Origin of the sequence: Gordonia sp. IITR100, assembly GCF_002009645.1 — a bacterium.
Classification (GTDB): domain Bacteria; phylum Actinomycetota; class Actinomycetes; order Mycobacteriales; family Mycobacteriaceae; genus Gordonia; species Gordonia hongkongensis.
Genome location: NZ_MVKV01000003.1, coordinates 236,265 through 252,003 on the forward strand (window position 1 = coordinate 236,265; position 15,739 = coordinate 252,003).

The 15,739-nt window shown below is 68.9% G+C and carries 18 protein-coding genes; all 18 read left to right on the forward strand.

What is annotated here, in order from left to right; all coding sequences use genetic code 11:
• Positions 1–9: 9 nt before the first annotated feature.
• Positions 10–510 carry a TIGR02611 family protein gene (locus tag B1818_RS07515; RefSeq protein ID WP_078112328.1) on the forward strand — a complete coding sequence of 167 codons (501 nt, stop codon included), beginning with the start codon at positions 10–12 and terminating at the stop codon, positions 508–510.
• Positions 511–630: 120 nt separating this feature from the next.
• Positions 631–2,727 carry a threonine--tRNA ligase gene (thrS, locus tag B1818_RS07520; RefSeq protein WP_058250256.1) on the forward strand — a complete coding sequence of 699 codons (2,097 nt, stop codon included), beginning with the start codon at positions 631–633 and terminating at the stop codon, positions 2,725–2,727.
• Complete coding sequence (locus B1818_RS07525; protein WP_058250257.1) at positions 2,720–3,283, forward strand: HIT domain-containing protein; 564 nt, start codon at positions 2,720–2,722, stop codon at positions 3,281–3,283. Before thrS ends, B1818_RS07525 begins: the two co-directional genes overlap by 8 nt.
• 111 nt (positions 3,284–3,394) lie before the next feature.
• A complete protein-coding gene (gene pgsA, locus B1818_RS07530; RefSeq protein ID WP_058250258.1) occupies positions 3,395–4,114 on the forward strand; it encodes a phosphatidylinositol phosphate synthase in 720 nt (239 codons plus the stop codon).
• Positions 4,111–5,034 (forward strand): phosphatidylinositol mannoside acyltransferase, encoded by a 924-nt coding sequence (locus tag B1818_RS07535; RefSeq protein WP_058250259.1) that lies wholly within the window; start codon positions 4,111–4,113, stop codon positions 5,032–5,034. The genes pgsA and B1818_RS07535 overlap by 4 nt, the downstream gene beginning before the upstream one ends.
• 19 nt (positions 5,035–5,053) lie before the next feature.
• Positions 5,054–6,178 (forward strand): glycosyltransferase family 4 protein, encoded by a 1,125-nt coding sequence (locus B1818_RS07540; RefSeq protein ID WP_058250260.1) that lies wholly within the window; start codon positions 5,054–5,056, stop codon positions 6,176–6,178.
• Entirely contained in the window at positions 6,178–6,723 is a 546-nt protein-coding gene (locus B1818_RS07545) for an NUDIX hydrolase (RefSeq protein WP_058250261.1), read from the forward strand. Before B1818_RS07540 ends, B1818_RS07545 begins: the two co-directional genes overlap by 1 nt.
• 96 nt (positions 6,724–6,819) lie before the next feature.
• On the forward strand, positions 6,820–7,731 hold the full coding sequence (gene pdxS / locus B1818_RS07550) for a pyridoxal 5'-phosphate synthase lyase subunit PdxS (protein WP_078112329.1): 912 nt from the start codon (positions 6,820–6,822) through the stop codon (positions 7,729–7,731).
• A 131-nt stretch (positions 7,732–7,862) separates the two neighbouring features.
• Positions 7,863–8,729, forward strand: coding sequence for a PP2C family serine/threonine-protein phosphatase (locus tag B1818_RS07555; protein WP_078112330.1), 867 nt, complete (start codon positions 7,863–7,865; stop codon positions 8,727–8,729).
• An 11-nt stretch (positions 8,730–8,740) separates the two neighbouring features.
• The gene (locus tag B1818_RS07560; protein WP_078112331.1) at positions 8,741–9,511 is read left to right on the forward strand and encodes an FHA domain-containing protein; all 771 of its coding nucleotides are present in this window, start codon (positions 8,741–8,743) and stop codon (positions 9,509–9,511) included.
• A gap of 170 nt (positions 9,512–9,681) precedes the next feature.
• Positions 9,682–10,173, forward strand: a complete 492-nt coding sequence (locus tag B1818_RS07565) for a LuxR C-terminal-related transcriptional regulator (RefSeq protein ID WP_058250265.1) — start codon at positions 9,682–9,684, stop codon at positions 10,171–10,173.
• A gap of 63 nt (positions 10,174–10,236) precedes the next feature.
• The gene (locus B1818_RS07570) at positions 10,237–11,091 is read left to right on the forward strand and encodes an acyl-CoA thioesterase II (RefSeq protein ID WP_078112332.1); all 855 of its coding nucleotides are present in this window, start codon (positions 10,237–10,239) and stop codon (positions 11,089–11,091) included.
• Complete coding sequence (gene pdxT, locus B1818_RS07575) at positions 11,088–11,708, forward strand: pyridoxal 5'-phosphate synthase glutaminase subunit PdxT (protein WP_078112333.1); 621 nt, start codon at positions 11,088–11,090, stop codon at positions 11,706–11,708. The genes B1818_RS07570 and pdxT overlap by 4 nt, the downstream gene beginning before the upstream one ends.
• A gap of 156 nt (positions 11,709–11,864) precedes the next feature.
• Positions 11,865–12,620, forward strand: a complete 756-nt coding sequence (locus B1818_RS07580) for a YebC/PmpR family DNA-binding transcriptional regulator (protein WP_058250268.1) — start codon at positions 11,865–11,867, stop codon at positions 12,618–12,620.
• A 101-nt stretch (positions 12,621–12,721) separates the two neighbouring features.
• Positions 12,722–13,291, forward strand: coding sequence for a crossover junction endodeoxyribonuclease RuvC (gene ruvC / locus B1818_RS07585; RefSeq protein ID WP_078112334.1), 570 nt, complete (start codon positions 12,722–12,724; stop codon positions 13,289–13,291).
• Positions 13,288–13,881, forward strand: a complete 594-nt coding sequence (ruvA, locus tag B1818_RS07590) for a Holliday junction branch migration protein RuvA (RefSeq protein WP_078112335.1) — start codon at positions 13,288–13,290, stop codon at positions 13,879–13,881. Before ruvC ends, ruvA begins: the two co-directional genes overlap by 4 nt.
• Entirely contained in the window at positions 13,882–14,970 is a 1,089-nt protein-coding gene (ruvB, locus tag B1818_RS07595; RefSeq protein WP_078112336.1) for a Holliday junction branch migration DNA helicase RuvB, read from the forward strand.
• 170 nt (positions 14,971–15,140) lie between these two features.
• Positions 15,141–15,524, forward strand: a complete 384-nt coding sequence (yajC, locus tag B1818_RS07600) for a preprotein translocase subunit YajC (protein ID WP_065632106.1) — start codon at positions 15,141–15,143, stop codon at positions 15,522–15,524.
• Positions 15,525–15,739 lie beyond the last annotated feature (215 nt).

Genomic DNA, 15,739 nt, shown 5'->3' on the forward strand with positions numbered 1-15,739 from the left:
TGGGAGACGATGCCGACACAGGGGGCGAGCGAGTCCGGAGTGAACGAGACGTCCACACCGAGCGGCGCGCGGACGTCGGCCGACGCGGACCGCGGGTCTCTCCGGCATCGCGTGCGCATCCGCGCACGCCATCGTCGCTACGTCGTGCGCAGCAACCCGAAGTGGCACGGCATGTACCGCATCGCGGTCGGGACCATCGGCACGATCGTCCTGCTGTGCGGAATCGTCGCGATCCCGTACCCGGGCCCGGGCTGGCTCATCGTGTTCCTCGGACTGGGCATCCTGGCGTCCGAGTTCGACTGGGCGCACCGGTTGCTGAAGTTCGCGCGGGCGAAATACGACGCCTGGATGGACTGGATCGGTCGGCAACACTGGTCGGTACAGGCCGTCTTCTGGCTCGCAACCTGTGCCATCGTCATCGCCACCCTGTGGGTTCTCGGCGCGCTCAACACCGTCGCCGGGTGGGTCGGCCTCGACTACGGCTGGCTGGCGAGTCCCATCTTCGGCTGATCTCCGACGCCGCAAGGTAGGGGTGCACTCCACGACGACCCGTCGCGGATACCATCAGAGTCGCAAACGTCCGACCCGGACGCGTCTTCGCGTGTCCGCCCCAACCCGAGGAGCGCCCCCGTGCCCGACGACGTCCAGGTGACCAGCCCCGCCACGATCCGTGTGCCGGCTGGGACGACCGCGGGCACCGCACTGCGCGAGGCCGAGCTGCCCAACAAGGGCCCGGAGGCCATCGTCGTCGTCCGTGACGCGGGCGGGGACCTCCGCGACCTGTCGTGGGCACCTGACGCCGATACCGATGTCGAACCGGTCGCCGCGAACACCGAGGCCGGCCGCAGCGTGATCCGGCACTCCACCGCACACGTTCTCGCGCAGGCGGTCCAGGAGCTGTTCCCCGAGGCCAAGCTCGGCATCGGCCCGCCGATCAAGGACGGCTTCTACTACGACTTCGACGTCGCCGAACCCTTCACCCCCGAGGACATCACCGCCCTCGAGAAGAAGATGAAGCAGATCATCAAGTCGGGTCAGCGGTTCTCGCGGCGGGTGTACGAGTCGAAGGACGAGGCCCGCGCCGAACTGGCCGGCGAGCCGTTCAAACTCGAACTCATCGACGACAAGGGCGCGGCCGACGACGCCGAGGTGATGGAGGTCGGCGGCGGGGAACTGTCGGTCTACGACAACCTCAATCCGCGCACCGGAGAACGCATCTGGTGCGACCTGTGCCGCGGACCGCACGTCCCGACCACCAAGTACATCGCGGCCTTCAAGCTGACCCGCAGCTCGGCGGCGTACTGGCGCGGCGATCAGGCCAACGCCGGTCTGCAGCGCGTGTACGGCACCGCGTGGGAATCGTCGGAGGCGCTGGACGCACACCTGGAGATGCTCGCCGAGGCCGAGAAGCGCGATCACCGAAAGCTCGGCGCCGAACTCGACCTGTTCAGCTTCCCCGACGAGCTCGGCTCGGGACTCCCGGTCTTCCACCCGAAGGGCGGCATCATCAAGCGCGAGATGGAGGACTACGTCCGCGCGAAGCACATCGAGAACGGCTTCCAGTACGTCGGCACCCCGCACATCTCGAAGGAACATCTGTTCCACCTGTCTGGCCATCTGCCGTACTACGCCGACGGCATGTTCCCGCCGATCCACGTCGACGAGGAACGCAACGAGGCAGGGGAGATCACCCGCCAGGGGCAGGACTACTACCTCAAGGCAATGAACTGCCCGATGCACAATCTGATCTTCCGGTCGCGCGGACGGTCGTACCGTGAACTGCCGCTGCGGCTCTTCGAGTTCGGTCACGTCTACCGCTACGAGAAGTCGGGCGTCGTGCACGGTCTGACCCGCGTCCGCGGGTTCGCCCAGGACGATTCGCACAGCTATGTGACGCCGGAACAGGCCAAGGACGAGATCAAGCATCTGCTCGATTTCATCCTCGGGCTGCTGCGCGACTTCGGCCTCGACGAGTTCTACCTCGAGCTGTCCACCCGTGACGACTCGCCGAAGTTCATCGGTTCCGCGGAGCAGTGGGCCGCCGCGACCGCCATCCTCGAAGAGGTGTGCGTCGAATCAGGTCTCGACCTCGTGCCCGACCCGGGTGGTGCCGCCTACTACGGACCGAAGGTCTCGGTTCAGGCGAAGGACGCGATCGGGCGTACCTGGCAGATGTCGACCATCCAGTACGACTTCAACCAGCCGGCCGGATTCGACCTCGAATACACCGCCGCCGATGGCACCAAGCAGCAGCCGGTGATGATCCACTCGGCGAAGTTCGGCTCCATCGAGCGGTTCTTCGGCGTGCTCACCGAGCACTACGCGGGCGCGTTCCCGGCGTGGCTCGCACCGGTCCAGGTGGTCGGCATCCCGGTCGCGGAGGCGTTCGAGGGACACCTATTTGATGTGGTGGCCGACCTTCTCGCCGCCGGTGTCCGCGCCGAGGTCGACGCCTCCGACGACCGGATGCAGAAGAAGATCCGCAACCACACCACCGGCAAGGTGCCGTTCATGTTGCTGGCCGGCGAACGCGACGTCGAGGCCGGGGCGGTGAGCTTCCGGTTCCGCGACGGCACACAGGTCAACGGCGTACCGGTCGCCGATGCGGTGTCGGTGATCGTCGAGTGGGTCCGGAGCAGGCGCAACGAGTCGCCCACCAAGGAGTTGGTCGAGGCCGCGCTCGGCGAGGTGGAGACGGTCGTGGTGGCGGGGGCGCTCGATGAGTGACGCCGCGTTCGGTGAGGCGCCCGGCGAGATCCGAGACGAGGGTGTCGGTGTGGCGGATCGCCTGCAACGGCTGTGGAGTCCCCACCGGATGACCTACATCGCCGACCCGCAACCGGCCGAGAAGACGGGGCACCCGTTCCTCGACATCCCGACCATGAGCGATGAGGACGGTCTCATCGTGGCGCGTGGTGACACCGTCTACGCGGTGCTGAACCTGTACCCCTACAACCCGGGGCACACCATGGTGGTGCCGTACCGGCAGGTCGCCGACCTCGAGGATCTGACCGCCGCGGAGTCCGCGGAACTGATGGCGTTCACGCAGCGGATGATCCGCACGATCAAGGCGGTGTCGAACCCCAACGCGTTCAACGTGGGTCTGAATCTCGGCTACGCGGCCGGCGGTTCGTTGTCCGAGCACCTCCACCAGCACATCGTGCCGCGATGGATGGGCGACGCGAACTTCATCACCATCGTCGGCGAGACGAAGGTCATGCCGCAGTTGCTCCGGGACACTCGCGGACTGCTGGCCACCGCCTGGCAACGGCTGGACGACTGACCCCGCTGTGAGCGATCGGGTGCCGGTGCGATCAGGTGAGGCGATGTCAGACGAGAGCGATCGGGAAGCGCTGAGCCACGACGCGGCGCGAGATGGGGGAGGAACTCGGCGATGCTGAGCATTCTGGGTCGGGCATCGGTCTCGAAGGTGACCCTCCCGATGGGTCGGGCGCTCCTGCGGACCGGGCTGACGCCGGACTCGGTGACGGTGATCGGCACGCTGGCCGGCGTCGCAGCCGCCCTCACGCTGTTCCCGATGGGGGAGCTGTTCTGGGGCACGCTGGTCATCTGGCTGTTCGTGATGTTCGACATGCTCGACGGCGCGATGGCCCGTGCCCGGGGCGGCGGCACGCGATTCGGCGCCGTTCTCGACGCGACCTGTGACCGCGTCGCCGACGGCGCCATCTTCGCCGGCCTCGCCTGGTGGTGCGCGGTCACCGAACCCCACGACCTGCTCCTCGTCGCGACCCTCATCTGTCTGGTGACCTCCCAGGTCATCTCGTATGCCAAGGCCCGCGCGGAGGCGAGCGGCCTGTACGGCGACGGCGGTCTCATCGAGCGGCCCGACCGGCTGATCATCGTGCTCGTCGGCGCCGGTCTCACGGGTCTCGGCCTGTGGTGGGCCATCCACGTCGCGATGTGGTTCCTCGCGGTCGCCAGTGTCATCACCGTCGGGCAGCGGATGTGGTCGATCGCGCAGTCGCCGGGTGCGCGGGACCTCATCCCCATCGCCTCGGAACCCGCAGACACCGGGCCCTCAGACACCGAGAACGGCGATGCCGAACCCTCGTCCGGCTCGGACGGTCAGACCCCGCCCGCGGGACAGCGATGACCGATCTCGGCGCGATGGCCGCCGATCTCGGGTACCGGGCCGGCTGGGCCGCCGTTCGCTGGGCTCCGGAACGCGCCGCGCGGGGTCTGTTCGACCGTGCCGGCAGCTACGCGGGTCGTCGTGGCGGTGGCCCGGACCAGTTGCGCCACAACCTGGCCCGTGTCCTGGGCGTGGAACCCGCGCAGGTGCCCGACGACCTCGTCGCCGACGCCATGCGCTCCTACGCCCGGTACTGGTGCGAGGCGTTCCGCCTGCCGACGCAGGATCGTGCGACCGTCACGTCCACCGTCACGCTCCCCGACGAGGACCGGGCCCGACTGGACGCCGCGCTGGCGAGGGGCAAGGGAGTCATCCTGGCGCTGCCGCACACCGGCAACTGGGACATGGCCGGTGTCTGGCTGGTCCACCATTACGGCAGGTTCGCGACGGTCGCGGAACGCCTGAAGCCGGAGTCACTGTTCAACCGGTTCGTCGCCTACCGGGAATCGCTCGGCTTCGAGATCTTCCCGCTGAGCGGTGGCGAGCAACCCCCGTTCGGGCAGCTGGCCGACCGGCTCCGCGCCGGCGGCATCGTGTGCCTGCTCGGCGAACGCGACATCGCCCGGCACGGGGTGCCGGTGACCTTCTTCGGCGAGCGAACCCGCATGCCGGCGGGGTCCGCACGGCTGGCGATGGAGACCGGTGCCGCGCTGATGCCCGTCCATCACTGGTTCGAGGAGGCGCCGTACTCCCGGATGTGTTGCGGGGAGCAGATCGACGTCTCCGGTGGGATCGAAACGGCCACCCAGGCCCTCGCCGACGCCTTCGCGGTCAATATCGCCGCGCATCCGGCGGACTGGCACATGCTGCAGCCGCTCTGGGAGAGCGACTGGACCGACCGTCAGCGCGGTCGCGTGGAGCAGGACGGGACGCCGACATGACGACGACCAGGGGAGTGCTATGCGAATCGGAATGATCTGCCCTTACTCGTTCGACGTGCCCGGGGGTGTACAGGCCCACGTCACCGAACTCGCCGACGTCTTCCTCGACCGGGGCCACGAGGTCAGCGTGCTCGCCCCGGCCGGCCGCGACACCGAACTGCCGGACTACGTCGTCCGGGCGGGGCCCGCGCTGGCGATCCCGTACAACGGCTCGGTCTCCCGGGTGAATTTCAGTCCCAAGGGCTACCTGCGCTTGCGTCGCTGGGTCGCCGAGAACGGATTCGACGTCCTGCACGTCCACGAACCGAATTCGCCGAGCATCTCGATGCTGTCGTTGATGGTGGCCTCCGGGCCCATCGTCACCACCTTCCACACCGCCACCTCGAAATCGTTGTGGCTGAGCGTGTTCCAGGGAATCCTACGGCCGTATCACGAACGGATCGCGGGCAAGATCGCCGTCTCCGAGCTCGCGCGTCGCTGGCAGATGGAGTCACTCGGCTCCGATGCCGTCGAGATCCCGAACGGCATCAACGTCGCGTCCTTCGCCGACGCCGAGCCTCTCGAGGGGTATCCGCACCCGGGTGGAACGATTCTGTTCCTCGGCCGTTTCGACGAACCGCGCAAGGGCATCGATGTGCTCATGCGTGCGCTGCCCGCGGTCGTGGAGAGGTTCCCGTACGTGCGGGTCCTGGTCGTCGGCGGCGGCAACCAGGCGGCGCTGCGGCGGCGGGCGGGTCCACTCGCCGAACACCTGGTGTTCCTGGGGCAGGTCGACGACGCGACCAAGGCGCGGGCGCTGGCCTCCGCCGACGTCTACTGCGCGCCCAACCTCGGCGGCGAGAGCTTCGGCATCGTCCTGGTCGAGGCGATGGCGGCCGGGGCGGCGGTGATCGCCAGCTCCCTGAACGCCTTCCGGCGGGTGCTCGACGACGGCCGGGCCGGGCGACTCGTCGAGACGGGTTCCCCCGATCAACTCGCCGCCGGCCTCGTCGAACTCCTCGCCGACCCGGAGGCGCGCGGCGACCTCGTCGCCGCCGGACGTATTCGGGCCGACAAGTACGACTGGTCGCGGGTGGCCGACCAGATCCTCCGGGTCTACGACACCGTCACCGTGGGAGCCGGTCCGGTCGTGGTGTCGGACTGATGGCCACCTGGATCGTCCTCGGCGTGGTGGCCGTGCTGCTCGTGGCGGGATGGGCCTACCACACGGCCAACCGCCTCGACCGGCTCAACGTCCGCGTCGATCTCGCCCGCCAGGCGCTCGAATCGAACCTCGACCGGCGCGCGGTGGTCGTGCGTGCGGTGTCAGCGGAGATGATCGCCGGCGACGGCGCCGCGAACTCCCGCACGTCCGTCGACGACGGCGTCGCCGCCCAGGCGCGAGAGCTCGCCACGCTGGCCGATCGCGCCGAGCGGGCCGCGCCGTCGGCACGTGAGGACGCCGAGAACGCGCTGTCGGCCGCACTGGCGCGCACCGACCCGAATCGTCGGTCCGCGGCCCTCGTCGTCGAACTCGCCGACGCCGAGACGCGGGTGATGATGGCGCGTCGGTTCTACAACGACGCCGTGCGTGACACCAGGGCCCTCGCGCAACGACGGCCCGTTCGATGGCTGCGGCTCGGCGGCCACGCGGCACCCCCGGAGTACTTCGAGATCATCGAGCGCGTCACCCCAGGCCAGGCGGACTGATCCCTCGTCGGGGGCCCTCGGCCCCTCACCTAGACTGGTGGGCATACCGCCGCCGCGAACGCGGCAGGTCGGGACTGCGACACGAGGAGATCTTCAGTGAGTCACAACGGCGCTACCGTTCCCGAGGTCGGCCAGGGCACGGCCCGGGTCAAGCGCGGCATGGCGGAGATGCTCAAGGGCGGCGTGATCATGGACGTCGTGACCCCCGAGCAGGCGAAGATCGCCGAGGATGCCGGCGCGGTGGCCGTCATGGCTCTGGAGCGGGTGCCCGCCGACATCCGTGCCCAGGGTGGGGTGTCGCGGATGAGCGATCCCGACATGATCGACGGCATCATCGCCGCCGTCTCGATCCCGGTGATGGCCAAGGCCCGCATCGGCCATTTTGTCGAGGCGCAGATCCTGCAGAGCCTCGGGGTGGACTACGTCGACGAATCCGAGGTCCTGACCCCGGCCGACTACAGCAACCACATCGACAAGTGGGCCTTCACCGTGCCGTTCGTGTGCGGTGCGACCAATCTCGGTGAGGCCTTGCGCCGGATCACCGAGGGCGCGGCCATGATCCGCTCGAAGGGCGAGGCCGGCACCGGCGACGTGTCGAACGCGACGACCCACATGCGCAAGATCCGCGACGAGATCCGGCGTCTGACCTCGTTGCCGAAGGACGAACTGTACGTGGCCGCAAAGGAATTGCAGGCTCCCTACGAGCTCGTGGTCGAGGTGGCCGAGGCCGGCAAGCTGCCGGTCACGCTGTTCACCGCCGGCGGGATCGCCACCCCGGCCGATGCGGCGATGATGATGCAGCTCGGCGCCGAGGGCGTGTTCGTCGGATCGGGGATCTTCAAGTCGGGCAACCCGGCACAGCGGGCCGCGGCGATCGTGCAGGCGACCACGTTCCACGACGATCCCGGCGTGCTGGCGAAGGTCTCGCGCGGCCTGGGCGAGGCGATGGTCGGCATCAACGTCGACGACATCCCGCAGCCGCACCGCCTCGCCGAGCGCGGCTGGTGACCGCTTCGTCCGAATCGTAGGTGGTCAGACCGACCGCCGGCCGCCGCGGCGCCCCGTCTCAACACGCCGGAGACCGAACAGTCGACATGCGTGGCGGGTCAGGGGCTTCGCGGCGGTAGTATCTGCTGATCATGGATGCGGCGACCATCGTTCGAGACGCTTCGGTCTCGGGCACACACATCGTGGGTGAATTGCGGCTCGAGTGGTCCGCCGCGTGCAATGTGGGGCGAGTTCGGGAGACGAACGAGGACGCGGCACTCGCGCTGCCGGGGATGTACCTGCTCGCCGACGGCATGGGCGGGCACGACAGCGGCGAACTGGCCAGCGAGGCCGCACTGCTCACCTTGTCGGAGGCCACCAGCGCGGGTGAACTCAAGGCGACCCAACTGCAGCTTGACGATCTGTTGCTCGCCGCCCAGCGGCGCATCGGCGAGATCGACACCGAGACCGAGCGACGCGCGGGTACCACCGCCACCGGCATCGTGCTCGTCACGCACGAACAGACCCCCCACTGGCTGGTGCTCAACATCGGCGACTCGCGGACCTATCGCTTCCAGAACGGGTCGCTCAACCAGCTCACCACCGACCACTCGCAGGTCCAGGAATTCATCGACGCCGGATTCCTCACCCCCGAGCAGGCCCGAACCGACCCGCGCCGCAACGTGATCACGCGCGCCCTCGGCGCGGGCATGGTCGACCCGGTCGCCGACTACTCGAGTACGCCGGCATTCCCGGGGGATGTGCTGCTGCTGTGTACCGACGGTCTCACCGGGGAGCTGCCCGACGAGGAGATCGGTGACATCCTGCGCAATGCGGAGGACTCCCGGCAGGCGGCCGAACGGCTCGTCGACGCCGCCCTGGCGCTCGGCGCGCACGACAACGTCACCGTCATCGTCGTGAGTGTCCACGAATCGGTGCCGACCCTCACGATGCCCGCGCTCGACGACTCGGCGCAGGGAGAGGCCGCCGGAGCTGCTCCGGCCCCCGACCCGAGCTGATCGGAGGACTGATGACCACGGGTCAGGACCGGGCCGAGACACCCCCCGCAGAGTCCGGCGACGCCGCGCTGGACGCCGGGGCGACCTACGTCGAATACTGCGGCGAGCGCATCGCGCTCGACGCAGACCGACGGTTCTTCATCGGCCGCGAAGCGGATCTGTCCATCGACGACAACCCGTACCTACATCGCCGATTCCTGGTGATACACAACGAGAACGGGCTCTGGTGGCTCACCAATCTCGGTACGCACCTGTCGGCGAGCGTCTCGGCGGGCGACGTCGGGTTCTCGGCGACCCTGGGCCCCGGTGCGCGGATGCCGCTCGTCTTCGGTGAGACGACCATCGTGTTCACCGCCGGCCCGACGACCTACGAGCTGAGCCTCTTCGCCCGCGCACCGCAGGTGAAATCGGTGACGCGTCCGGAATACAGCGGCGGGCACACGACGCAAGGCGTGCCCACGCTCACGGAGAGTCAGAAGCTGCTGATCATCGTGCTGGCCGAGGAGATCCTGCGGCGTGAGGGGACCGGCTCGAGTGCCATCCCGTCGTCGGCGCAGGCGGCGCGCCGGCTGGGCTGGCCGCTGACCAAGTTCAATCGCAAGCTCGACAACGTCTGCGACAAACTCGATCAACTCGGGGTGAGCGGAATGCGCGGCGGGGGCGGAAAACTCGCGAGCAACCGCCGGACCAAACTGGTGGAGTACGCGGTGTCGTCACGCATCGTCACGCGAGAAGATCTCCCCCTCATCGACGCCGAGGCGGCCCGAAACGCGGCCGACTGAGTCAGCCGCCGCGTCTGCACGTCGCTGACCTGCGGTTTCTCCGTGGGTACTTCTCCCCACGGGTAGGGGAGTTCTCCCCATCGACCACCCGGGCCACAGCCCATAATCTTCATCTCATCGCCGGGAGAACCCGGAAGACCACCGGTTGAATGAGTGAAGAGGAAGCACACATGACTGCGATCGCCCATCAGGCCCCCCAGCACCTGCGCTCGGTCAGCGCTCGTCGTGACGCGGAGGCCATCGCCCGCCGGAAGGAAGCCCTGGCGCGTCTGGCGGCTCGCCGGATGCCGTTGCCCGGCCACCAGATCCAGACGCCGCGCGCGGGTCAGCCGCTCGGCCTGGGCCATCGTCCGGGACACCCCCACCTGCACCGTGCGGTCGCCGTTCCCGCGCTCACCGAGGTCCCCGAGGTCGCGGAGGCCACGGCCGACCGGGCCAAGCCGAATCTCACCTCGCGCGAGGTCGAGGTCCTGCGCACCTGGATGCTCGTCGACTCCAAACCCGCTGTGGCCCAGGAGCTCTACATCTCGCTCGGTACGGTCAACACCCACCTCACCCGGATCCGGGCCAAGTACGCCGAGATCGGTCGTCCCGCCCCGACGAAGGCATCACTGGTCGCCCGGGCCATCCAAGACGGGATCATGACCCTCGACGAACTCTGATCGCCGGCCGCGCTTCGGCGGGCAGGGGAGTGCCCACCGGCGCCGTGCGCGATACTGGTCTGCGTGGCAGCCATCGAGGACATACTCCAGGTCGAACAGATCGAGACCGACATCTACCGCGGCGGTGCGTTCCCGAGTCACCTTCAGCGCACCTTCGGCGGCCAGGTCGCCGGCCAGGCCCTGATGTCGGCGACCCGCACGGTGTCCGACGAGTTCGACGTCCATTCCCTCCACGGTTACTTCCTGCGTCCCGGTGACCCGGATCGTCCGGCGGTGTTCCTCGTCGACCGCATCCGCGACGGACGGTCGTTCGTCACCCGGCGGGTGACCGGCATCCAGAACGGTGAGGCGATCTTCACCATGTCGGCGTCGTTCCATGTACGTTCTGACCAGGGCTACGAGCACCAGGACCGGATGCCGCCGGCGCCGCAACCGGACGAGCTCACCGACCGCCTCGACGAGCTGGCCGAGGAAGAGCGCGCGGTGTTCAAGGAGTGGCGCAACTTCGATCTGCGCATCGTGCCCCCGGAGATGATGGTCACCTCGTCGTATTTCGCTGCGCAACAACGAGTCTGGTTCCGCTACCGCCATCGGCTGCCCGACGACACCGTCTTCCACGTCGGCACGCTGGCCTACATGAGCGACATGACCCTGCTCGGGTCCTCGCGTGTGCCCCACCCCGAATCCAATCCGCAGGTCGCCTCGCTCGACCATGCGATGTGGTTCATGCGGCCGTTCCGCGCGGACGACTGGCTCCTCTACGACCAGACGTCGCCGTCGGCGGGCGGTGGTCGCGCCCTGACCCAGGGACGGATCTTCGATCGACAGGGCCGCCTGGTCGCGGCGGTCACCCAGGAGGGGCTGGCGCGCACCGGCCGCGTGATGCCCGACGACCAGCACGCCCGGACCGATCGGTGAGCGAAGGGAACCGGCCGCGGATCGGGGTTCTGGCACTGCAGGGCGATGTGCGCGAGCACGTCTTCGCGCTCGAGGCGGCCGGCGCCGACGCCGTGGCGGTGCGACGCCCGGCCGAACTCGACGAGGTCGACGGAATCGTCATCCCCGGCGGTGAATCGACGACGATGAGCAAACTGCTCGGCATCTTCGACCTGTTCGACCCGCTGGTGGACAAGCTGTCCGACGGCCTCCCGGCGTACGGGTCGTGCGCGGGCATGATCATGCTCGCCTCCACGATCCTCGACACCCGGCCCGACGCACGGCATCTGGACGCCCTCGATGTCACGGTGCGGCGCAACGCATTCGGGCGTCAGGTGGAGAGTTTCGAGACCGACCTGGAGTTCACCGGGATCACCGACGCCGAGGGCGCCGCGCCGATGCGCGCGGTGTTCATCCGGGCGCCGTGGGTCGAGTCCGTCGCCCCGGAGGTCGAGGTCCTGGCGCGTGTTCCCGACGGCCCGGCGGCCGGGCGGATCGTCGCGGTGCGTCAGGGGAACGTGCTCGCGACGTCGTTCCACCCGGAGGTGACCGGCGACCGGCGCGTACATGAATACTTCGTGGAGATGGTGCGTCGGTAAGATCGTGCCGAACCAGCGGTAGACCACGAGCCCGGCACGCCGGGAACAACCCAACAGGGCGCACCACCAACAGGGCGACCGGATACAGGTAGGAGTGCGCCGGATGCGGGCCACGGCCCGCCGCACGTGCCGGCGCCGGGAAAGGAATCGACGGACATGAGCGGCCACTCCAAATGGGCCACCACCAAGCACAAGAAGGCGGCCATCGACGCCAAGCGCGGCAAGATGTTCGCCAAGCTCATCAAGAACATCGAGGTGGCGGCGCGGACCGGCGGCGGTGACCCGGCGGGTAACCCCACACTGTTCGACGCGATCCAGAAGGCGAAGAAGTCCTCGGTCCCCAACGACAACATCGAACGCGCACGCAAGCGCGGCGGTGGTGAAGAGGCCGGCGGCGCGGACTGGCAGACCATCATGTACGAGGGCTACGGGCCCAACGGCGTCGCCGTGCTCATCGAATGCCTCACCGACAACCGCAACCGTGCGGCCGGCGAGGTCCGGACCGCGATGACGCGCAACGGCGGCAACATGGCCGACCCGGGTTCGGTCTCCTACCTGTTCACCCGCAAGGGCGTGGTGACGCTGGAGAAGAACGGACAGACCGAGGACGACGTCCTGATGGCCGTGCTCGACGCGGGCGCCGAAGAGGTCACCGATCTCGGCGAGTCCTTCGAGATCGTCAGCGAGCCAAGCGATCTCATCGCCGTCCGCAGCGCGCTGCAGGAGGCCGGGATCGACTACGACTCCGCCGAGGCCAGCTTCCGCGCGTCGGTCGAGGTCGCGGTGGACGCCGACGGCGCACGCAAGGTGTTCAAGCTGATCGACGCCCTCGAGGACTCCGACGACGTCCAGAACGTCTACAGCAACGTCGACATCAGCGACGAGGTCCTCGCCGAACTCGAGAACGACTGACACCCGCCGCCCGCCCGGTGTGTTGATCACCGGACTTGTCCGCTCTCCCCGATAAGATCTCGAACAACTGTTCGCAGATCACGATGCCTGGGAGGGTACGAGTGCGCGTCATGGGCGTCGATCCGGGTCTGACCCGGTGCGGTATCGCGCTGGTCGAGTCGGGTCGGGGGCGGACGGTGACCGCCCTCGACGTGGACGTCGTGCGCACCCCCAGTGACATGGAACTCGCCGAGCGGTTGCTCGCGATCTACACCTCCGCGTGTCACTGGCTCGATGTGCACCAGCCCGACGTGGTGGCGATCGAGCGGGTCTTCGCGCAGAATCAGGTATCCACGGCCATGGGGACCGCGCAGGCCGGCGGCGTCATCGCGCTCGCGGCGTCCCAGCGCGACGTACCGGTGCGCTTCCACACCCCGTCGGAGGTGAAGGCGGCGGTGACCGGCAGCGGACGAGCCGACAAGTCCCAGGTCACCGCGATGGTCACCCGGATTCTCGGCATGCAGACCAAGCCACGTCCCGCCGATGCCGCGGATGCGCTCGCGCTCGCGATCTGTCAATGCTGGCGCGGACCCATGATGGAGCGGATGGCAGCCGCACAGAAGCAGGCCGACGCCGCCGCGGCCCGGCACCGCGCGCGGGTGGCCCAGGCACGAGAGGGGAGTCGCGCATGATCGCGTCAGTCCGCGGACCGGTGCTCGAGATCGCGCTCGACCACGCCGTGATCGACTGCGGGGGAGTGGGATACCGCGTGCTGGCGACGCCCGCGACGCTGTCCCGGCTGCGCCGCGGCGACGAGGCGACGCTGCTGACCTCGATGATCGTCCGCGAGGACTCGATGACGCTCTACGGCTTCACCGAACCCGACGCCCGTGCGCTGTTCGCGCTGTTGCAGACGGTCACCGGCGTCGGCCCGCGACTCGCGATGGCGACCCTCGCGGTTCTCGAGCCGGATGCGTTGCGACGCGCGCTCGCCGAATCGGACACCAAGTCACTGACCTCGGTACCCGGCATCGGCAAACGCGTGGCCGAACGGCTGTGCGTCGAATTGCGGGACAAGGTGGACCGGCCCACGGGCGAGGCGTCGACCGGTGTGACCGCCGTCGGCGGTATTCGCGAGCAGGTCGCCGAGGCGCTCGTCGGGCTCGGGTTCACCGCCGGTCCGGCGGAGAAGGCGGTCACGGCGGTACTGGCCGAGAATCCCGACGCCGATGCGTCCACCGCGCTGCGTCACTCGCTGTCACTGCTCGGCAAGGCGTCGTAGATGGGCGGCGATCCGCACGACGTCGACGATCGCGACGTGAGCGCGATGCCGGTGCGCTCCGACGGCGACCTCGACGCCGGTCTCCGTCCCCGGTCACTCGCCGATTTCATCGGACAGCCGCGGGTCTGCGAACAGCTCGAACTGGTCCTGCACGGGGCCAAGGGCCGCGGTGGCACCCCCGACCACATCCTGTTGTCGGGACCGCCCGGGCTCGGCAAGACGTCGCTGGCCATGATCATCGCCTCGGAGATGGGCGCCGCCATCCGGGTGACCTCCGGTCCGGCACTCGAGCGCGCCGGCGACCTCGCGGCCATGCTGTCGAACCTCGTCGAGGGCGACGTGCTGTTCATCGACGAGATCCATCGCATCGCGCGCCCGGCCGAGGAGATGCTGTACCTCGCGATGGAGGACTTCCGCGTCGACGTCGTGGTCGGCAAGGGCCCGGGAGCGACCTCGATCCCGCTCGACGTCGCGCCGTTCACGCTGGTCGGGGCGACAACACGGTCGGGGTCGCTGACCGGCCCGCTGCGCGACCGGTTCGGGTTCACCGCGCACATGGAGTTCTACGAGCCCGACGAACTCGTCCGGGTGCTGCATCGCTCGGCCGGGATCCTGGGCATGGAACTCCGCGGCGACGCCTCGGGCGAGATCGCGCGCCGGTCGCGGGGCACGCCCCGCATCGCGAACCGGCTGCTCCGCCGGGTCCGCGACTACGCCGAGGTGAGGGGAGACGGGTCGATCACCGTGGACGTCGCCCGCGCGGCGCTCGCGGTCTACGACGTCGACGAACTCGGCTTCGACCGTCTGGACCGGGCGGTCCTCGACGCCCTGATCCGCGCCTTCGGCGGGGGGCCGGTCGGGGTGTCCACGCTGGCCGTGGCCGTCGGCGAGGAACCGGCGACCGTGGAGGAGGTCTGCGAGCCGTTCCTGGTGCGCGCGGGCATGATCGCGCGGACGCCGCGCGGGCGGGTGGCCACCGCCGCCGCCTGGCATCACCTCGGACTCACCCCGCCCGCCGGTGCGATGAACGCCACCTTCGGGGTGCGTCCCCGTGACGTGGCGGCCGACACGCTGTTCGACGACCTCTAGCCGGATCTTCGACGACCGTCGAGGACACCGGCACCACCTGCGGGGATGAGCTCCGCGCAAGACGTGGCACACTGTGTGGAGCACAGCTGAGCTGATGCTGCCCGGATTCGTCCGGACAGGCCGCTCGCTCACGCCGTACCCACTGATACCCAAAGGACTGACTCGCACTCATGGACGCTCTGCTCTTCCCGCTTCTGCTCGCCCTGCTGGCCGGCTTCATGTTCCTGTCGATGCGGAAGCAGAAGAAGCGTGTGGCCGAGATGCAGGAGATGCAGAACTCGGTGTCCACCGGTACCCGCGTCCAGCTGACCTCGGGTCTCTTCGGCACCGTGATCGACGCGAGCTCGCCCGACGTCGTCGATGTCGAGATCGCCACCGGCGTGGTCACCCGCTGGAACCGGCTGGCCGTCATGCGCGTCGTCCCGACTGATGAGGCCGCGGCCACCTACGCCGGCCACGTCGCCCCGGAGATCGAGTCCGACGACTACGACGACGCCGACTCGGTCAGCCTGGACAAGCCCGCCACCGACGACGCGCGCGACAACGACAAGTAAGCCGCATCCGCGCCGCGTCGGACCACGATGCGGCGCGCCCGTCCGTCTGCACCGCCTCCGACGCGCTTCCGGCGTGTCCCGGCCAGGAGTGGACGATGGGTCATGCCGGTCGGGCTGCTCGTCGGCCGGTTGACGCTCTCAAGGAGACCTGAACAGCTGTGACAACTCCCTCTCGGACTTCGGGGAAGGGCCGGACTGCAGGGAAGCGGTCGCGA